General features: G+C 71.7%; 24 protein-coding genes. 11 read left to right on the plus strand and 13 right to left on the minus strand.

The window, feature by feature from the left end; all coding sequences use genetic code 11:
* Positions 1 to 28: 28 nt before the first annotated feature.
* On the minus strand, positions 29 to 343 hold the full coding sequence (locus AC27LF_RS36125; RefSeq protein ID WP_479660570.1) for a hypothetical protein: 315 nt from the start codon (positions 341 to 343) through the stop codon (positions 29 to 31).
* Positions 344 to 491: 148 nt separating this feature from the next.
* Between AC27LF_RS36125 and AC27LF_RS36130 the strand changes: the two genes are divergently transcribed.
* Entirely contained in the window at positions 492 to 1325 is an 834-nt protein-coding gene (locus AC27LF_RS36130; RefSeq protein WP_479660571.1) for a hypothetical protein, read from the plus strand.
* A 112-nt stretch (positions 1326 to 1437) separates the two neighbouring features.
* Here AC27LF_RS36130 and AC27LF_RS36135 read toward each other — a convergent pair whose 3' ends face one another.
* Positions 1438 to 2109, minus strand: a complete 672-nt coding sequence (locus AC27LF_RS36135) for a helix-turn-helix domain-containing protein (protein ID WP_479660572.1) — start codon at positions 2107 to 2109, stop codon at positions 1438 to 1440.
* A gap of 311 nt (positions 2110 to 2420) precedes the next feature.
* On the opposite strand from AC27LF_RS36135, the gene AC27LF_RS36140 reads away from it, so the two are divergent.
* Positions 2421 to 3275, plus strand: a complete 855-nt coding sequence (locus AC27LF_RS36140; RefSeq protein ID WP_479660573.1) for a sigma factor-like helix-turn-helix DNA-binding protein — start codon at positions 2421 to 2423, stop codon at positions 3273 to 3275.
* Positions 3275 to 3583, plus strand: coding sequence for a hypothetical protein (locus AC27LF_RS36145; protein WP_479660574.1), 309 nt, complete (start codon positions 3275 to 3277; stop codon positions 3581 to 3583). The genes AC27LF_RS36140 and AC27LF_RS36145 overlap by 1 nt, the downstream gene beginning before the upstream one ends.
* Before the next feature lie 217 nt (positions 3584 to 3800).
* Here the strand turns inward: AC27LF_RS36145 and AC27LF_RS36150 are convergent, their stop codons facing one another.
* The 7 genes from AC27LF_RS36150 to AC27LF_RS36180 form a co-directional block, all read right to left on the minus strand.
* Positions 3801 to 4295, minus strand: coding sequence for a hypothetical protein (locus AC27LF_RS36150; protein ID WP_479660575.1), 495 nt, complete (start codon positions 4293 to 4295; stop codon positions 3801 to 3803).
* An 86-nt stretch (positions 4296 to 4381) separates the two neighbouring features.
* Positions 4382 to 4822 (minus strand): DUF6197 family protein, encoded by a 441-nt coding sequence (locus AC27LF_RS36155; protein ID WP_479660576.1) that lies wholly within the window; start codon positions 4820 to 4822, stop codon positions 4382 to 4384.
* Between the two features lie 38 nt (positions 4823 to 4860).
* Positions 4861 to 5646 (minus strand): hypothetical protein, encoded by a 786-nt coding sequence (locus AC27LF_RS36160; protein WP_479660577.1) that lies wholly within the window; start codon positions 5644 to 5646, stop codon positions 4861 to 4863.
* Positions 5643 to 6248, minus strand: a complete 606-nt coding sequence (locus AC27LF_RS36165; RefSeq protein ID WP_479660578.1) for a DUF4326 domain-containing protein — start codon at positions 6246 to 6248, stop codon at positions 5643 to 5645. Before AC27LF_RS36165 ends, AC27LF_RS36160 begins: the two co-directional genes overlap by 4 nt.
* Before the next feature lie 22 nt (positions 6249 to 6270).
* Complete coding sequence (locus tag AC27LF_RS36170) at positions 6271 to 7488, minus strand: AAA family ATPase (RefSeq protein WP_479660579.1); 1218 nt, start codon at positions 7486 to 7488, stop codon at positions 6271 to 6273.
* Positions 7485 to 7931: a hypothetical protein gene (locus AC27LF_RS36175; protein WP_479660580.1), complete on the minus strand. Its 447-nt coding sequence runs from the start codon at positions 7929 to 7931 to the stop codon at positions 7485 to 7487. Before AC27LF_RS36175 ends, AC27LF_RS36170 begins: the two co-directional genes overlap by 4 nt.
* Positions 7928 to 8461: a hypothetical protein gene (locus AC27LF_RS36180; RefSeq protein ID WP_479660581.1), complete on the minus strand. Its 534-nt coding sequence runs from the start codon at positions 8459 to 8461 to the stop codon at positions 7928 to 7930. Before AC27LF_RS36180 ends, AC27LF_RS36175 begins: the two co-directional genes overlap by 4 nt.
* 236 nt (positions 8462 to 8697) lie before the next feature.
* Here AC27LF_RS36180 and AC27LF_RS36185 point away from each other — a divergent pair, with 236 nt between their 5' ends.
* The 8 genes from AC27LF_RS36185 to AC27LF_RS36220 all read left to right on the plus strand — a co-directional run bounded on the left by AC27LF_RS36185 (position 8698) and on the right by AC27LF_RS36220 (position 14809).
* Positions 8698 to 9153 carry a hypothetical protein gene (locus AC27LF_RS36185; protein ID WP_479660582.1) on the plus strand — a complete coding sequence of 152 codons (456 nt, stop codon included), beginning with the start codon at positions 8698 to 8700 and terminating at the stop codon, positions 9151 to 9153.
* Positions 9150 to 9341 carry a hypothetical protein gene (locus tag AC27LF_RS36190; RefSeq protein ID WP_479660583.1) on the plus strand — a complete coding sequence of 64 codons (192 nt, stop codon included), beginning with the start codon at positions 9150 to 9152 and terminating at the stop codon, positions 9339 to 9341. The genes AC27LF_RS36185 and AC27LF_RS36190 overlap by 4 nt, the downstream gene beginning before the upstream one ends.
* Positions 9342 to 9345: 4 nt before the next feature.
* A complete protein-coding gene (locus AC27LF_RS36195; protein ID WP_479660584.1) occupies positions 9346 to 10527 on the plus strand; it encodes a hypothetical protein in 1182 nt (393 codons plus the stop codon).
* 4 nt (positions 10528 to 10531) lie between these two features.
* A complete protein-coding gene (locus AC27LF_RS36200; RefSeq protein ID WP_479660585.1) occupies positions 10532 to 11173 on the plus strand; it encodes a hypothetical protein in 642 nt (213 codons plus the stop codon).
* Positions 11170 to 11550 carry a hypothetical protein gene (locus AC27LF_RS36205; RefSeq protein WP_479660586.1) on the plus strand — a complete coding sequence of 127 codons (381 nt, stop codon included), beginning with the start codon at positions 11170 to 11172 and terminating at the stop codon, positions 11548 to 11550. Before AC27LF_RS36200 ends, AC27LF_RS36205 begins: the two co-directional genes overlap by 4 nt.
* The gene (locus AC27LF_RS36210; protein WP_479660587.1) at positions 11547 to 12113 is read left to right on the plus strand and encodes a hypothetical protein; all 567 of its coding nucleotides are present in this window, start codon (positions 11547 to 11549) and stop codon (positions 12111 to 12113) included. Before AC27LF_RS36205 ends, AC27LF_RS36210 begins: the two co-directional genes overlap by 4 nt.
* On the plus strand, positions 12110 to 13243 hold the full coding sequence (locus tag AC27LF_RS36215; RefSeq protein ID WP_479660588.1) for a site-specific integrase: 1134 nt from the start codon (positions 12110 to 12112) through the stop codon (positions 13241 to 13243). Before AC27LF_RS36210 ends, AC27LF_RS36215 begins: the two co-directional genes overlap by 4 nt.
* A gap of 219 nt (positions 13244 to 13462) precedes the next feature.
* A complete protein-coding gene (locus AC27LF_RS36220) occupies positions 13463 to 14809 on the plus strand; it encodes an exonuclease domain-containing protein (protein WP_479660589.1) in 1347 nt (448 codons plus the stop codon).
* 53 nt (positions 14810 to 14862) lie between these two features.
* Here AC27LF_RS36220 and AC27LF_RS36225 read toward each other — a convergent pair whose 3' ends face one another.
* From AC27LF_RS36225 to AC27LF_RS36240, 4 genes are all read right to left on the minus strand, one after another.
* Positions 14863 to 15330: a hypothetical protein gene (locus AC27LF_RS36225; RefSeq protein ID WP_479660590.1), complete on the minus strand. Its 468-nt coding sequence runs from the start codon at positions 15328 to 15330 to the stop codon at positions 14863 to 14865.
* A complete protein-coding gene (locus tag AC27LF_RS36230; protein WP_479660591.1) occupies positions 15330 to 15530 on the minus strand; it encodes a hypothetical protein in 201 nt (66 codons plus the stop codon). Before AC27LF_RS36230 ends, AC27LF_RS36225 begins: the two co-directional genes overlap by 1 nt.
* A gap of 163 nt (positions 15531 to 15693) precedes the next feature.
* Positions 15694 to 16686, minus strand: coding sequence for an ATP-dependent DNA ligase (locus AC27LF_RS36235; RefSeq protein WP_479660592.1), 993 nt, complete (start codon positions 16684 to 16686; stop codon positions 15694 to 15696).
* 41 nt (positions 16687 to 16727) lie between these two features.
* The gene (locus AC27LF_RS36240) at positions 16728 to 17078 is read right to left on the minus strand and encodes a DUF6233 domain-containing protein (protein WP_479660593.1); all 351 of its coding nucleotides are present in this window, start codon (positions 17076 to 17078) and stop codon (positions 16728 to 16730) included.
* Positions 17079 to 17173: the final 95 nt, after the last annotated feature.

Genomic DNA, 17173 nt, shown 5'->3' on the forward strand with positions numbered 1-17173 from the left:
CGGCGGCCCGTCGGCGTCTCCCGACCCGCTACCGGCCGCCGATCGACCGGATCACCGTCGCCGCATCCCGGTCGCTGTGCAGAGACACGTCCGTCGCGAGGATGGCCAGCTTCCCGGCCATGCCCATCAGCATGCTCGGCAGGATGCATTCCGGATCGGAGCCCGCCGCGGCGATCCGGGCGAAGGACCGCTCCAGCTCGCTGGAGAATTCTGCTTCCAGGGCGGCGCCTTGCTCCTGGGGAGTCCGCGCCTCGGGGACGGTGAGGTGTTCCATGCTGCGGTCGGCCATGAGGCAGGCCAGGCGGACGCATTCCTCATCGAGGACGGCCATGTCGACGTACACGCGGGACTCCTTCGCCGGTAGGTCAGGACTCCTGCATACCGGACGACACCGACAGTGAGCCGCGAACAGGCCCCAGTTGGGACGACATGCCGCCAACTCACCCCAGAAACTCACCTCTTAAGAGGTGAGTTTCGGCTAGGATGAAGTCATGCCTACCGAAGCCGTCGCCGTCATCCCCGAGCCCGCGCCCGCCCCGTCCCTGGAGGTCGTTCCCGACCTGCCCGCCGAGGTCACGGTCGCCAAAATCGCCGCCGGAGTCACCTCCGCCCTGGTCGACGCCTGGGACGCGATCCGCGCCCGCCACGAGGACGTCCCCGAGGCCGTCATCAGCATGGCCACCGGCGGCCGCGCGAGCGCGGTCGAGCTGGCCCACTTCGCCCCCCGCCGGTGGAAGCTGCGCGAGGGCGACGAGCGCCACCACGAGGTCTTCGTCACCGCCGAGTCGCTCGCCGACGGTGCGGCCAAGGTCTTCGGCTACCTGCTGCACGAGGCCACCCACGCGGCCAACGAGGCGCGGGACGTCAACGACTGCTCCGCCAGCCAGTACCACAACAAGGAGTTCCGGAAGATGGCCGAGGCCATGGGACTCGTCCAGCGCGCCGACGTCGGCGAGAAGTGGAAGAAGAAGTACGGCTTCGCCGGTACGGAGCTGGGGGAGGAGGCGGCGAAGACCTACGCCAAGGAGATCGCCGCACTCGACAAGGCGATGCACGCCACCCGCACCCCCGACATCTTCGCCACCCGCACCCGAGGCGGCGGCGGGAGCAAGGGCGGGACCACCGACGACGCGGACACCGCAGACGCCGGCGGGGACGACGAGGTGCCGACCGGGAAGAAGGAGAAGGAAGACCGCAACTACGTCAAAGCCGTCTGCCAGTGCGCGACGCCCGCGGTCATCCGGGTCTCCCCGAAGACGTTGGAGCGCCGGAACATCATGTGCGGCGACTGCAAGGAGAACTTCGCACCGGAGGAGTCCGCCTGAGAACGGTCTATCTGGGCAGATAACCCGCGGGCCCCGGCAGTCCCCTTCGAGGGGGAGCCGGGGCCCGCGCCGTCGTACGGCCGCGCCACCGTGACGGTGACGATGCAGGCGCCTACGGCCGGGGCTTGCTGGTCTCCACGTAGTTCTCGACAACCTCGCGTGCCTCCCAGGCCAGCCGGTAGGCGAGCACGATGATCTGGAAGAGTTCGGCCGTGCTCGGCAGTTCCTTGTCGGGGAACTGGGATTCGACGTGGCGGTAGTGGACCGTGTTGGCAACGGCGGCGACGCCGGCGGGGAGCAGCCCGTCCTTCTCGGCTCGCTGGTAGGTCTCCACGACGTTCGATGACCAGCTTCCCGGGACGTCGCCGTAGTAGCAGTGCGCCAGTTGCAGAGCGCACACCCGCAAGACCTCCCAACTCGATGCGATGGCCCGCTTCGGATCGGTCGATGCGGCCGCGACCGCGTTCTCGAGACTCAGGCCGGTGGCAATCCTCGGGATGTCGGCACTGGCGCGCACGGAGGTGAGCCAGTCGGGTACCGGCTGCACCGTGGTCGGCCGCCCTCGCGCCGCGACCCACCGCTCCCGCAGGTCGTCGGTGTCCGCATCGAGCGCGGCGGCGAGCGTGTCGGCGACCGGCCAGGTGGGCAGCCGCCGTCCGGCGAAGGCCTCGCTGATCGTGCTCTTGCCGTACCCGGTCCGTGCCGCCATCTGACGGGTCGAGGGTGCGCCCGCCGCGGCGTGCAGTTGGCGGAGATGGTGGGCGAAGTCCTCAACTGCGGTCACGGCAACCTCCGGTGGTGCGTCTGTGCCCGCTCAGCGTAGGGGCGCCCGGTGCCCCTGTCCGGCTCTGTCCGGGAACCGTCCGGACAGGGCCGTACCTGTGCCGGAGTGCTGTCCGGACACCCGCCGGACACGGTTTCGTTGACATTGCCGCCCCGCAATTGGCCCCTGCCGAATAGGTATTTGGGAGTCCGGCGATGACTTTGGGCGCCACTTTTAAGGAATCTCGTTCCCGCTCTGCATATACGAGGCGACAGACACGTTAGAACCAGCTTCGACCCTCGGGTCATGCGGACGCGGAGACAAGGAAGAACATGCGCTTCAACGACACGGGGGACCCGGGCGCGCTCGCCCGGGGCAACGCCGAGGACGACGGGCAGGACCTGCCCGAGGACGTCCAGAACGACGTGGACCGCGTCGCCGACGTGGTCGCCGCGGGCTTCCGGGGCCCGGTCTGGTACCTGATGGCCGAGGAGCTGTACGCCTACGCCTTCGGTCGCCTGTGCGCGGTGATGCGCCGGACGGACAAGCTCATGCGCCTGACCGCGAAGTCGAAGACTCCGCTGGCGATGACGGAAGAGGACCGCACCACGCTGTACCGCAGCGCGCCGGACCGCGAGCACCTGGCCATCCTGACGCTCAACGTCGCCATGGAGACCTTCCCCCAACTGCTCAAGATGGGCGGGTACGACCCCGTCCACAACCGCGGCAAGGACGGCAGGGCCTCCCGCCTGACGTCGTACTTCTACGGCCGGTGCGGACTCGTCTTCCCCCGGGTCTTCTACATCTGGCGAGCCGAGCGCACGGACCGCTTCCTCCTGCACGCGGTGCGGATGGGGGACGGCATCCTCGCCCACGCGCTCGGGCAGGCGGGCCCCGAGCCGGTCCCCGAGGACGTCAGCGACCTGTGCGACACCCTCACCGTCATGATCAACAGGCTCAAGCCGCGTGACCGGGCGGTGTGGAACCTGACCGTGGACGGCCTCAGCCAGGGCGAGATAGCCGACGTGCTCGGCATCAAGGTCGGCGACGTCGAGAACGCTCGCTACCGCCTGCGCAGCCAGGTCAGGACGCGCAGGCGCAGTGGCGAGCTGCACGTCCCGCCGGGCGTCGAAGCCGAGTGGGCCCGCACCCGCGCGCAGGCCAAGGCCAGGAAGAAGGCCGCCTGATGAGCGTCCCGACGCAGCAGCCGGGGCCGTCCCCCGTCCCGCCCACGCCCCGGCCGGGCGCGACGCGGGTCACGGGCGCGACCGTGCTCGGCGGAGGCGCCGCGATCAGCGCGCTCACCTTCGTGGGCGCCCCCTGGTGGGTGGTCGCCATCGCCGTGGTGCTCGCGATCGTGACGCCGGGCGCGATCCTCTTCGTCCAGGCCGTCGTCCCCCAGGACTCCGAGCACAAGCGCGACCTCTGGCTCGCCCTCATCCAGTTCATGGAACGCCGCCGGAGGCGCCGGAGGACCGGCCGGAACCGCCAGTGAGCGGCCGCCGGCGTCACCGCCGCAGCGCCGAGGAAGGGCCCGACGGTCACGACGACCCCGGGCCCGTCCAGTGCGGTCGGCCTGCCGGAGACCGGCGGCGCCCTCCGAATGGTCTATCTGGCCAGATAACCCGCGGGCCCCGGCGGTCCCCTTCAAAGGGGAGCCGGGGCCCGCGTTGTTGTGCGTCCGCGCCGCCGTGGTGCACCAGGTGCAGCGCCTACGGCAGGGGGGTGCCCTCCCCGCCGGCGGGCGGCTGCGCCACCACGGTGTCGCAGCGGGCGTCCCATCCGGAGCAGTGCGTTGTCTCTCGGCCGTCGCGTTCGAACCGGACGGTGATGTCCCATACCGGCCAGGTGCCGAGCGGCCGCGGGCCGCGCTCGATCGCGAGGACCTCGTACGCGCTCGCGGCGTCGCCGTGGGTGTACCGACCGCCGACGACGCGGGGGCCGACCTGAGTGGCGATCCACTCCTCGTAGGTCATCTCGAAGCCCTCCTCGCGGTCGCCCAGCAGCTCGGCGGGCATCGTGTTGCCACACTCGGTGCAGTCGCTGCGGCCGGAGGGGTTGACGGTGCCGCATGCGGCGCACGACCAGGACGGGCGGCCGCAGTCGTGGCAGGCGTCGTACGTCGCCGGGTTGTCGGCTCCGCACGTACAGCCCCACGCCGTGCGCGAGCGCTTCGCGGCCGCGAGGTCGGATTCGTAGGTGCCCATGGATCTCCTTCTCGTACGGGCCGGGCGACCCGGCCCTGATCGTTGGTCTATCTGGCCAGATAACCTGTGCGGTCCAGTGAAGCGCCCTACGGCAGGGAGGGCGTCGGAGCGTTGGGCTGTGCGGGGCCAGCGTGCCGGGCGATCCTGGCGGCCGTGCGGCACAGGGTTACGACCTCGTCCAGGGTCCGGGAGGCGTGCTCGCTCCAGACCTCGTAGTCGACGTACGGGGCGCTCATGACGACCTGGAGCAGGGTCTCCATCACCTTGCGGGCGACGTACTGGGTGTCCGGGTCGCCGTGGCCGTCCGCGGCTGTGCTCCGGAGAGCGTCGCGCAGGTGGTGGCCGGTGAAGGGGGCGTAGAGCTGGGGGTCCCAGTTCTCGCGCTGCATCAGATTCGCCGCGGATTCGAGGTGGCGGGCGACGGCGTCGCCGGTGACCCGGTGACCGCTGAGCCCGAACCACGTGTCGGGGCGGTTGAGTTGCTGTGCGGCCTGGTCGGCGAGGGTGGCGATGTCGTTGATGCTCATGCGGAGTGTCCTTCCATTGGACGTGGTGGGCGGTGCGGTCAGATGGCGCGCAGGCGCCGGGAGCGCGCCGGCGGGGGGTTGCCGGGGTCGGGCCAGTCGTCGGCCGACAGGCCATACCGGGGCGGTGACCAGGCGGCCGGGGCGTAGTGGCGGTAGACGTCCGCCCACGGTGCCTTGAAGTACGCGGGCAGCAGTCCGCCGCGGTTCGGGATCGGTTCGGGCGCGGCCGCGTTCTGCTCGCGGACCTGTTCGGCGACCCGTTCGGCGTGGTCGACGTGCCGCTTGCAGAACCAGTGCGGGATCGTCCAGCCGGTCCGCGGGTCCAGCTCCAGCACCTTGTGATGGGAGTCGGCCCCGCAGATGCCCTGTGCGTTGCGGTGGTCGACGGGCGGGACGTAGCCCGGTTCGACGTGCACGACCGGCTCGGGCAGAGGCCTCAGCGGCACCACGGCCTCCTCCTCGCCGCTTGTGGCGGATCGGCGCGGCCGGTAGACGTACGGCCGCAGGCGCGGCGCCTCGCAGCCCGGAGCCTGCCCGGGCCCCCAGTCGCCCGCCGCCCGGGGCGGCTCGTAGCGGGGCGCGTCGTCGGCGACCAGGGCGTCGAACCGGGGGCGCCCCGTCGCCGGGCTCCGGCCCAGTGCCCGGGCGGCGGTGCTCAGCACCCGCCCGGGGTCGCCGGGGGCGACGAAGAGGGCGTACGCCACGGCCAGCAGCAGCTCCCGCGTCGGCGGGGCAGCCCGACGGTCACGGTAGATCCGGTGCACGGTCTGCGCGTGCACCTCCGCCCGGTCCAGGCGCGGGACGTCGGCCTCTATCGGGCTCACGCGAAGACCTCCACCAGCCGCACCCGCACCGCGTCCTCGTGTAGTCGCTGACCCTTCAGGTAGTGGTTCCAGGTCCGGCTGTCGCAGCGCTGCGGGATACCGTCGCCCGGGTCGAAGTCGACCAGGCAGTCGAGGTGCACGTCCCGCGTGAGGACGGCGGCCAGTTCGGCGGCGTCGTACATCGGCTCCAGGCCGTGGAAGACGCGCTGCCGGTCGACCCGGGCGCGGGTCGAGGCGACGCGCACCTCCAGGGCGAGCGGGGAGAGCGCGGCCCACTCCAGCAGCACGTCACCGTGGCACGGCTCGCCGGGCTCGCACGGGCAGGCCAGGTCCATGCCGCGCAGCTCCGGCAGCCGGGTGAGGATCTTCTCCCGGCGCCGGTCGCTCTCGTCAGCGGTCCAGTTGGCGCGGCTTCCGCGCAGCCACGGGCGGAACTCGGCGATCACGGTCTGCCGGGCCTCCGGCTCCTTGTAGCCGATGTCCACGAGCTGCGCGATGGTGAACGGGTTGCCGAAGTCGGAGGTGCGGTCCACGATCATGCACCGCTCGGGCTTGCGCCAGCCGCGATCTCGGCGGCGCTGGATACGGGTGCAGGTACGCACGGATGCGGTCCTTTCTCGCTGGTCAGCGGCCGGGAACGGCGTGAATGGGGATGTGGACCTCCCCGCCCCCGCAGTCGAAGTCGGACCACTGGTGCTCGGGTTCGAGCTGCCATCCGTTGTCCGTCGCAGCGCCCACGGCCTCGCGGATCGCCTCCGCCCTGCTGGTGTAGTGGTCGCCGAGAGCCACCGACGCGAGCGGCAGCCCGTAGTCCGAGGTGTAGGTGTCCACCGAGGCCAGCCACCCCCCGCACTCGATGATCAGGAGGTGCGTCGCCACCAGCCCGACGCGGGCGGCGTGTTCGAGGTAGCGGGCGTGATCGGTCTGCATCACCAGCCCCTCGTACTCCGGGAAGTAGCCGCGAAGGTCTCGGCGGGCGGTCTCGTCGCCTTCCTGCGCCTTGCGCAGTACGGCGACGGCATCGGCGATCCGCTCGGGGGCAAGGACGTCGTTGGACACGGTGTCTCCTGTCGGGGTGGGGTCGACCTGGTGCACGGCGGTGAAGCCCTCCCGGAGCAGGACGTCCGGGGTGGCCTCCCGCGCAAGGGCGTGCTGCCAGCGCAGCGTCTCCGGCGGCACCCGCCGGTTGACCGGCCGCAACGCGTTGCGGCTCAGGCAGGTGTCGAGGTCGGGCAGGAAGCGCAGGGCGATGACGGGGCGGCCGCGCCGGCGGGCCCGCTCCACGAGTTCGGCCCGCACCCGGGGCTCCACGTTCGTGCTGTCGAGGAAGACCGTCGCCCCGGCGCTCAGGTACTGCTCCAGGAGGGCGTTCTGCCGCTCCACGGCGGCCGGGGTGACGGACTGGTCGCCCTCGTCCCCGCCGATCTCACGGCGCAGGGAGTCGAGGCAGACCACCACGTCGACCGCCGCGGTGGCCGCGTACGTCGACTTGCCCGAGGCCCCGGGGCCGACCGCGACCAGCAGCGTGCCGGGGACCAGGTCGAGCGGCGGCACGACGGGGCCCGCGGGCTCCACGTCGTCCTCGTCCGGCCCGTCCTGCGAGGCCAGCTCGGCGGTCGCCTCCAGGTCGAGGTGGCCGTTGCCGCGGTAGGCAAGCACGGCGCCGTTCGCGTCGGTCTCGGTGTACGGCGGCAGCAGGTCGTCGTCGTCCTCGTTGTCGGTGCCGTACGTGCGGCGGCCGCACTCGGGGTCGGGGCAGCGCCAGATGGCCTCGCCGTCGACCGTCATGGGGACGGTCTCGGTCGAGCACTCCGGGCACGGCGGGGTGCTGGTCGTCGTCATCCCTGCCCTCCGGTCAGCCGTTCCACGGCGGCGGCGAGTTCGCCGCGCTCGGCGGCCTCGTCCGCCTCGGTCAGCCGCCGCAGGGCGTCCGCGACGGTGACCTTCGGGTCGACGCGGGCGGCCTCGGTGAGCGGCTGGTTCAGCGCCTCGTAGCCGGTGGTGTAGCCCTCGTGGTAGCGGCAGAGCTGGCCCGACACCTCGCCGCAGGCCGGGCAGTTCTCCCAGTCGGCGGCGTCGTACGGCTCGATCTCCATGGGCACGTCGGCGGTGGCGGGCAGCTCCAGCGCGGCGTGCGGCCGGGCCACGCCGAGGACGCGCTGAGACCAGTCCTCGGGCAGTGCGCGCACCTGCATGGCGAGTGCGGCGGCCACGGCGGGCTGGTCCTCGGTGAGGCGCTTCCACAGCGTTTCCGCCGTGGCCAGCGCGTCGGGCGATAACGTCACGATGTCTCCTGTTCGTTGGTGTCGGTGGCGGGCGGCCAGGACGCGGACGTCTTGCCGGTGCCGCCGGGGTGCAGTCCCGCCGCCCGGGCGGCGCCCTGGGTGTAGGCGATGCGGGCGAGGGCCTCGCGGAAGACGGGCACGTTCTCCGTGTCCATCCGGTAGGCGATGTTCTGGTGCCAGCTCGGGTTCTCCGGGTCGGACACCGGAGTGATCGGCGCCGGGGTGCCCTCGGGCCACCAGCCCTTCTTCACGCCGCGCGGGACGGCGCGGGACAGGGCGACCGTCGGCCCGTTCAACCGGCCGACGACGGAGCGCAGTTGGTCGGCGTCGAGGTAGCCGTCACCGTCCACGATGACCATCTCGGCGAACCGGCGGGCGCCGGCGGGAAGAGAGCGGAGGTAGCGTTCGGCGCGGTCGACGGTCCAGCCGGTCTGTACGGTGGCGACGGACAGCTCCGCACCCTGCCGCGCGGCGAGCGCGAGCACCTCCCGGGCGAATTCCTCACTCGCGCCCTCAATGGTGATCTTCACGAGAACCTTCCGACGGATTCTTACCCGGTTCTCCCGGGTCTCCACGGGCAGTGTGCCCCTTCGGCCCCCTCTCCGTCTAGGCCGGGGAGAAATGAGCCAGAAATCTAGACACGTTCGGGTGATGTGGTGGCACGGTGCGTCTCGGCTCGGATAACGTGCCATATCCGAGGCGATAAACCGGACATGACGACAGGTCAGCGAACCGGCCCGCCCAGCCCGGAGGGAATCGAACGCCTGTGTCATCCGCTCCCGAACCGCCGCGGCTCCACGTCGTGGACCTCACCGCCGCCGACGCCGAGGCCGTCTTCGCGTTCCTCGCGCCGCGGCTGCACGCCCAGATGGACAAGCACTACGGCACCCCCGCCTACAGGACGGCCTCCGCGCTGGACGCCATCCTGCGTCACGCGGAGCACACCGTCCGCCACCACTCCCAGACGCTGGCCGCGAACAGCTTCCACGACGTCCGCGAACGGCTGCGCTGCCTCCACGACCTCCAGGAGGCCTGGAACACGCTGTGGCGGGCCGTCTTCCCGTGGCGGGAGGAGAAGGGCTACGACACCGCCAGGTGGGTGTACGTCGAGTACCACGACGCCGAGGACGCCGCGCGCTACGACGCGATGAAGGCGGAGGTCGCCGCGGAACTGGACGCCGAAGCGGCGGCCGCCGGGCAGGCCCCGGAGAGCGGCCGGTGACCGCCCCGGCCGCGCCGGCGGCGGACACAACTCCCCGGTGCCCGGGGCAGCTTGCACTGTTCCGCGTACGGTCCCGCCCGCACCTCACCATCGACTACGCCCGCCCCGACGGCGGTCCGCTGACCGACGCCGACTTCGAGCGCCTCGCCCGGATCGCCCGGGCCGCCACCACACGAAAGGGTGACTGACCGCATGCCCCTGTCCGTACCGCTCCTCCTCGTGCCGGGAGAGCCGGACCGCCGCTACACCGTCCATCTGCACCGCGTGCGCTGGAGCGTCGGAGCAGTCTCCGTGCCGCTCACCGCCGACCACCTCTCGGCGCTGGGAGCCAACGCCCAGCGAGGCCTGCGGATGGTCTCCGAGTGCATCGCCGCCGAACTGGCCGACGCCGACGTCGAGGTCACCGAGAACCCGGACGGCTCCGCCGAGGCCGTGGCCCGTGTCCTGTGCACCGAGGACGAATGCGCCGCCGTCGCCGAGCGCTACCGCCGCGACGCCGAGGAGGACGTCGAGGCGGAGGCCGCCCGGAAGTGGGCCGCCACCCAGCTCCAGCACCAGAGCGTGGAACTCCTCAAGCTGCGCGCCGAGTTGGAGCACGCGACACCCGGCAAGACGCCTGCGGACATGCTCGCCGCCCTGCTCGCCGTCCAACAGGAGCGCACCGGCGGCAAGGCCGACCGCGTCGTGCTGTGGCTGGACGAGGCAGCCGACCTGTTCCGGGAGTCGGGGCTGTTCCCCGACCGGACCCCGGAGGGCGTGCGGGACGAGATCGAGCGCCTGATCCGCACCGGACGCAAGCCGTACCCGGTCACCGACCGGGACAGCGCCGCCGACGCCGTGACCTGGGTGGGCCCGGCCCGGGGCTCGATGACCCCGACGCTGACGGCCGAAGGGCGGGCCCACCTGGAGCTGCCGAACGCCGCCCACATGACGCCCGAGCACCTGGTGCGCGAGACGCTGGAGCTGGCCCGCACCGTGGCCGTCGGCGACGCCCCGAAGCTGAACGTGCTGCGACTCGGGGAGCTGTCCCGCGAGGTCGCGCGTCGCTGCGACGCGGAGCCGAACCCGCCCTGCCCGGCCGACTGCGAGCCGGACGAGGACCCCGGGCTCGCCCTGCTGCACCGCATCGGCTACCGGCCTCGCGCCGTACGCGTCGGCGAGGTCCGTGCCGCCCGAGCAGGGGCCCGCCGGGACTGGTCGTGGCGCACGCTCCCCGACATCCTGCCGGACGACGAAGACGACACCATGGTCCTGGTCTACCGCGAGCCCACCCCTGGCCTGGCACTGCTGGAGCACATCCGCCTCGGCGACGAGAACGCCGTGCAGAGCGACATCACCCTGCTGCTGCGCTGGCTCACCGCGGACGGGAAGTGACGCGATGAGTAGCTCCGACGCCATCGCCGCTCATCTGGAGTGGCACCCGTTCGCCCACCGGCCGGACTGCGCCAAGCCCGTCTGGGAGGTCGACCATCAGACCGTCTCCGACAAGCTGCGCCCCCGCCGGCAGGGCCCGGAGCACGCCTGCCCCAACGAGGAGTGCGACCACCGCGACCACTACGACCGGATCACCGTGCGGCTGCTGTGCCGGTCCTGCGACACGGTCCGCCTGATCAGCGGCGAGGAGCACTCCACCCAGACGACCACCACATCGCGTATCGGGTACGGGCAGCCCCCCAAGAGGGTGGCCGGACTGTGGCTCTACCCCGGTCCGCCGCTGCTCGACCTGGGGGACGCCGGGCCCGGCGCCTACCTCTGCTCCCGGGTGAAGGTCGACCGGCTGTCGCAGGACGACATCGTCGGCACCGTCAGCGAGGGCCGGGGCAAGCGCGGCGCCACGGTCTGGCACGCGGCCATCGGGCCCGACTTCCACCCGCCCGCCCGCGGCCTATCGGGCTACGCGACGTGGGCGAAGAACAGCGGAGACAAGCCGTTCACCAGCGTCACCGCGGCGGCGAAGTGGGTGGCGGCGGAGCTGGACTCGGCCGCCGCGACCGACACGAAGGAGGACCAGGAGCAGTGAGCACCGAGGAGATCGACGGCACGGCCGTCGTCACCACGTACTTCGAGGACCGGATCGCCGCGGCGCAGAAGGAGGTCGAGGCGGCCCGGGCCGCGCTCGCCGCCGCCGAGGCCAAGGTCGAGCAGCGGCAGACCGAGCGGGACACGTTCGTCCGGGACGGCTCGCTGCCCCCGGCCACGTACAACAGCGACACCGGCCAGCCGGAATGGGAGCTGTGCCAGTGGGCGCAGACCCGCAGCGCCCGGGTTGCCTTCAAGGACCTGAACCCTGCCGGTGACGCCACCTTCAGGCGGCTGCGGGCCGAGGAGAAGGCGCTCCACCTGTGGCTGCGCGAGCACGGCCGCACCGTCCCCGCACCGTTCGGAGAGAAGGCATGAGCGAGCAGCACACCGGCCCGGAGCAGGCGCCCCGACTGCGGGCAGCGGTCGCCGCCGCACCGATGATCGACACCGTCGGCGAGCTGCGGGCCCTGCTGGAGCAGCTCCCCGCCGAGATGCCGTTGTCCCTGGACGACCACCACCGGGCCCTGCCCGGCGAGCCGGACCAGGTGCACACCATCCACCCCCGGCTGGTCGCCGTGGTCTCCGGGCTCGCCACCGAGGCGGAGACCAAGCAGCCCGGGCTGATGCTCACCCAGGTGTACGTGCCCTTCCCCGCCGAGGACGAGGAGCAGGCCGCCGTCGCCTCCCGCGATGACCTGCCCGCGTATGGCGAACTCCCGCGCGCCGCACATCACCTGGAGCGCGGCGAGCTACGCCCGGGCCTCACGGACGCCGCCGAGGTCCTGGACGAGGTCGCCTACCTGGTGGGCGAAGTCGCAGCGGGGTACGTCCAGACCGGCTCGGACGGGTTGGCCGCGCTGAAGGTTGAGGCGGAACGGATCACCCACTCCGCAGCGCGGGTGCGCAAGCTCGCCGACGAGGTGGAGGTCGCCGAGTGACGACCGCCGAGGAGTACGGGACCGCGCTGGAGCCGGTGGAGGTTGTCGACGCCGAGCTGGTGGACGACGACGCCCCCGGCGCCGGCGAGGTCGCCGTGCACGACCCGGTGGCCGCCGTCCTAGCGGCCCTGGACACGGACGCCAAGGACCACCTGAACCGCATTCGGCCGAAGAAGACCCGGGACGGCTACGCCCGGGACTGGGAGGTCTGGCGGGAGTTCCACGTGTGGCTCGCTGCGAGGACCGGCACGCCCCTGCCGCTCAGCTCGATTACGGTCGGCACCTTCGTGTCATTCGTGACCTACCTGGACCAGGTGATCGAGGCGCCGCCGAACACGATCGAGCGCCGGATCACCGGCGTCACCTCGGAGGCCCGCAAGCGCGGCTACACCGTGCCCAAGGAGGCCACCGAGGCGGCCCGCAGGGCGCTGAAGCCGCTCCGGCTGGACGAGAGCCGGATGAAGCGCGGCCGCGGCAAGGCGGCCTCCCTCGCCCCGGTTGACATGCGGAAGATGGCCGAGGCGCCGCGCGAGCGACAGCCGCAGCCGACAGCCCGGACCCGCAGAGTTTTCGTCGTGCCGGAACTCGCCCGGCTGCGGGACCAGGCGCTCAACTCGCTCAAGGTGGCGGTCGCCGGGCGCAACGAAGAGATGAGCGTGCTGGATGACGCGCACATCGAGGTCGTGGATGAGGGGCTGAAGGTGTACGTCCCCAGCGTGAAGGGGCGTCCGCCCCGGACCGACCCTGTGACCTATGGCGAGAACCGCGCCACCTGCCCGGTGCGCTGCTGGCAGGCCTGGCGAGAGGCGAAGCTCGCCGCCGGTGCCGCCCCGGACGGCCCGGCTTTCCTGCCCGTCGACCAGTGGGGTCACCTGGGCTCCAAGCGGCTGTCTCCGGACGGTGTCGGCCGCGCGCTCGCGCGCTCCGCGCGGTACGCGGGCCTGACCGGGCGCCGGATCACCGGCCACTCTGCCCGGCGCACGCTGGTCACCCTCGGCATCAAGAACGGCAAGCGCGTCGACAAGCTGCGTCGTCAGGGCGGCTGGTCTGCCAACAGCCCGGTCTTCTGGGAGTACGTGGACGAAGGCTCGATGTTCGAGGACGCCCCGACCGAGGGCATCGGCCTGTGAAGACCTGACGCCCGATCACGCCCGCCCGGACGGCGCAGGCCGCGGTGCCGTCCGGCGCGCACCCAGCGCTACCCCTCGCTACCTGCCCGCGCCGGTCGGTGCCGCGGGGAGCGGGGGTCTGGGGGCCGGCGAAGGCCCCCAGCGACCACCCGCCTCAGCCCGCTTGTCAGTGCCGTGCGCTGTGCTGTGTCTACGACCGTCGATCGTCTGGAGGTTCTCGTGACCACGTCTGTACCCGCAAAGCCGGAGTCCCTGCCCGTGTACGAGCGCAGGGACATTCCAGCGGATCAGCAGCATCTGCGGACGATGACGGAACTCAAGAGCCTGCGGTTGAAGCCAGCTCCCGGCCAGGAACCGGTGGCGTTCGTGCGTGTGTACCGGCGGGGCCACGGGTGGGGGGACTTTCCGCTGTACGATCCGGCGGCCGCCGCGCAGATGCGGCCTCTGTCGGCGAAGCAGCAGGCCGCGAAGACAGCCCGCCGGACGTGCCCCCAGTGCGGCAACGTCCGCGATCACGTCGTGTACGGGAAGTGCGGGCCGTGCCAGGTACAGGAGCAGCAGGAACGGCAGGCCCTGCAAGCCCGGACCTGCTGGAAATGCCACCGTGTCTCGCTGGCCTCGTTCCGGATTGGGCAGCAGGAGCAGGACCGCTGCACGCCGTGCTGGGTGCTGTGGCGGTTGCAGAAACAGTTCGAGGCCGAGCGGCTGGCCGTGTGGCGACGCACCTGCCCGGGCCGGGACTGCAACGTGGTGACGGCCACCGACGAGGAGATCGCCGCCGTCCGGGCGGACCCCACCCACCGGGTGGGCTGGGTGCCGCGATGGTGCCCGCCCTGCGCCGAGCGCGACACCCGGGAACGCGCTGAGCGGCAACGGGCACACGAGGAAGCCCAGCGGCAGGCAGCAGAACACCGGCGCCGGCGGGTCGCCGAACTGGTCGACTGGGCGCAGACCCTGGTGGACGATCCGACAGTCGTCATCCTGGATTCGGAGACCACCGGCCTGGAGGACGACGCCAGGATCGTGGACCTGGCCGTGTACAGCATGGGCGGGGACGTCCTCCTGGACACGCTCATCGACCCGGGCATCCCGATCCCCGCCGAGTCGACCGACATTCACGGAATCACCAACCAAATGACGACGGGCGCCCCCTCGTTCGCCGACGTCCTTCCGCGCCTGAAGGAGGTTCTGGAGGGGCGACGCTGCCTGATCTACAACAAGTCCTTCGACGTCGGACGGCTGCGCCACGAGCTGACGCTGCACTACCTCGACCAGGCGGCGCAGGACGCGGCCCGGCAGGTGGCGGCGACGGGCATCATGCCCGAGGGGCTGCGGGAGCAGGCGGTGGCGCGGGCGCAGAAGCAGACCGCGGCCTGGCTCGCCGCCGTGAAGTTCGAGGACGTGATGCTGCCGTACTCCGAGTGGTTCGGCGACTGGTCCGACTACTGGGGCAACTACGCGTGGCAGCCCCTGCACGGCGGGGACCATCGAGCACTGTCGGACTGCCGGGCCGTAGTAGATCTCCTGAAAGGGATGGCGAGGCAAGTCGACGCCGAGGCTGCCTGACCCCTGCGTGTGGTCCTGCCGCCCCTCCTGCGGCAGGACCCGCGCCGTACGGATCAGCGCCAGTAGAACTGGATCAGCAGCGCCGCCACCACTGAAAGGACCGCGGTGAACACCGCCACGGTCATCTGCCCCCGCCTGGACCAGATGTCGCGCCACCAGCTCTCGGAGGAGTCGGCCGAGCGCCGCTGGGCCCGATCGGCGGCGTGCAGGGCGTCATCGCGTGCCTCGTTGTAATGGTTGGCCCTGGCCGCTCGCCACGCGATTTCGAAGTCTCTACCGACCTGCTCGCCGCCGATGCCGAGGCCGAGCCACTTCGCGGTCTCGATCCGCGGGAAGCTCTTGCCCCGGAGTACGTCACTGACGGTCGACGTGCTCAGCGTGGACAGATCGTCCTGCGCCTTCGCCTGCTCGACAATCACCTTGTACTTCGGCTTGTCGAACTTCTCGTGCGTCGTGCGGACGTACGCGAAGAACCCGGCCCGATTCATGCCCTCGAAGCTGTAGCCCTCTTCGTCACCCATCAGTGCCCCCCACCCTCCAGCCAGATGTTGACCGCCCAGGCCGCGAGCGCCCGGCAGGCCCCCGCGACCGCGCCGCAGGCCGCCGCCAGGCAGCCCTTCTTCACCAGTTCATGCCGATCTGAAGCCGCTATGTTCTCAGGGGCGTTGATGGGCTGAGCCCCGTCCGGGGTCGCCCCGCCCCTGCTCTGCTCTTCGCTCATGAGGTGAGCGTGCAGCAGGGATTTCCGTCCGGCACGAAACCGGATTCCAGCCTGGTCAGCACCGAATCCGGCGAGTCCGGGTCCGGTTTCCGGCGTCGGATCGGCACCGGATTCCGGCGCCATCCGGCCGGATTCACCGGACGGCTCCGGATCGGCCAGCGGCTCAGGGGGCCGGGCCCTCCCGGTCTGTCGGCCCCGGCTCGAAGCGCGGGGTGTCGGCGGGCGCCAGCTCCGGGCGCATCCGGTGCCAGCGCGCCGGGTGGCGCCAGCGGCCGGCACCGTCGCGTGCGACGTCGACGCCGACCTCCACCACCAGCTCCGGCACGACGAGAGTGACGTGCAGGCTCTCACGCGAGCCCCATCCCGCGCTGAAGGTCCAGCCCGTCCACGGATGATCTCCGGCCCGGGCGAGGAACCCGGCGACCGCCCTGCCCGAGGCCTGCGGGAGCGTCGTGCTGCGCCCGACGTAGCGCAGGCGCCCTTCGGTGTCGTACCGGCCCAACAGCAGCGTGCGCGGAGCCGCCGGAGAGCCGGTGAACGCCCCGACGATGGCGTCCTCGGTATGCCGGGCCTTGTACTTCCTCCAGGCCCCCTTCACGGTCGGCTGGTAGGTGCTCTCCAGCCTCTTGTAGACCACCCCTTCGACCCCGACGGCCGTCCAGCTCGTCAGCCACTCCCGGACGGTGGCCGGGTCGGTGGTCGACGGGCACAGCGCCCACGGCGCGGTGAGCTGATACTCGGCGAAGAGGCGTTCGAGGGCGGCCCTGCGGCGCCGGTACGGCCAGGTGGTGGTGTCGGTGCCCTCCAGCCGCAGGACGTCGAAGGCCACATAGTGGGCGGGCCACTGCTCGGCGAACCGGGCCGCGCCGGCGCCGCGCCGCTGGAGGCGACCCTGGAGCCGCTCGAAGGCGAGCCTGCCGGATTCCCATACGACCACTTCCCCGTCCAGCGCCGTCGCGTCGGGGAGCTGGAGCGCACCGGAGTGCAGCTCAGGGAAGCCGGGGACCAGGTCCGCGCCCCTGCGTGAGCGCACCACCAGGCGCCCGGCATCCCACGACAGAAGCGCTCGCCATCCGTCCCACTTGACCTCTCCCGCCCACCCGTCGGGCAGTATCGGGTCTGCAACGGGTTCCGCGATCATCGGCTCTGGCAGCATCCACACGGGCTCATGCCTTCCACGCGGGCGCCGGTCCGCCGTCAGTCCAGCACGCCGAGTTCCGTGTCCGGACGGCAGTGCACGCACGGCTTCACGTGCTGCCGCAGGGCATCGAGGGCCTGTTCCCGGCTGACCGGTCGGCACCGACCGCTCTTGGCTGCGGCCCAGCAGTCGCCGGTGTGGACGGCGTCGACGTTCGCACGGTTCAGGCCGTACTGGATCAGCCAGGCCGGAGGCGGCGGCCGCCGCTCCTCCCCCTGTCGGCGTTCGACCTCGCGCCGCTCCTCGTCGGCGATCCACCCGTCTATCTGGTTCAGCGCCGCGGTCGCCTGCTGGACCACGACGCGGCGCGCGAAGCGGAGCAGGTCGAGGCGAGACGGCTGGTCGTTCACGCGTTCGATTCTAGGCGGAGGCGCCCACCCGAGCCTCACCCGGTCAAGGACGACCGGCACGGCGAAGGCCTCCAGTACGTTCCTGGAGGCCTTCG

The organism is Streptomyces diversicolor (assembly GCF_057537855.1).

What these genes read in the sequence shown, in the direction of transcription:
- AC27LF_RS36130 (WP_479660571.1), top strand. Translation starts at nt 492, where the DNA reads ATGCCTACCGAAGCCGTCGCCGTCATCCCCGAGCCCGCGCCCGCCCCG.
- AC27LF_RS36140 (WP_479660573.1), top strand. Translation starts at nt 2,421, where the DNA reads ATGCGCTTCAACGACACGGGGGACCCGGGCGCGCTCGCCCGGGGCAAC.
- AC27LF_RS36145 (WP_479660574.1), top strand. Translation starts at nt 3,275, where the DNA reads ATGAGCGTCCCGACGCAGCAGCCGGGGCCGTCCCCCGTCCCGCCCACG.
- AC27LF_RS36150 (WP_479660575.1), bottom strand. Translation starts at nt 4,295, where the DNA reads ATGGGCACCTACGAATCCGACCTCGCGGCCGCGAAGCGCTCGCGCACG.
- AC27LF_RS36155 (WP_479660576.1), bottom strand. Translation starts at nt 4,822, where the DNA reads ATGAGCATCAACGACATCGCCACCCTCGCCGACCAGGCCGCACAGCAA.
- AC27LF_RS36170 (WP_479660579.1), bottom strand. Translation starts at nt 7,488, where the DNA reads ATGACGACGACCAGCACCCCGCCGTGCCCGGAGTGCTCGACCGAGACC.
- AC27LF_RS36195 (WP_479660584.1), top strand. Translation starts at nt 9,346, where the DNA reads ATGCCCCTGTCCGTACCGCTCCTCCTCGTGCCGGGAGAGCCGGACCGC.
- AC27LF_RS36200 (WP_479660585.1), top strand. Translation starts at nt 10,532, where the DNA reads ATGAGTAGCTCCGACGCCATCGCCGCTCATCTGGAGTGGCACCCGTTC.
- AC27LF_RS36210 (WP_479660587.1), top strand. Translation starts at nt 11,547, where the DNA reads ATGAGCGAGCAGCACACCGGCCCGGAGCAGGCGCCCCGACTGCGGGCA.
- AC27LF_RS36225 (WP_479660590.1), bottom strand. Translation starts at nt 15,330, where the DNA reads ATGGGTGACGAAGAGGGCTACAGCTTCGAGGGCATGAATCGGGCCGGG.
- AC27LF_RS36230 (WP_479660591.1), bottom strand. Translation starts at nt 15,530, where the DNA reads ATGAGCGAAGAGCAGAGCAGGGGCGGGGCGACCCCGGACGGGGCTCAG.
- AC27LF_RS36235 (WP_479660592.1), bottom strand. Translation starts at nt 16,686, where the DNA reads ATGCTGCCAGAGCCGATGATCGCGGAACCCGTTGCAGACCCGATACTG.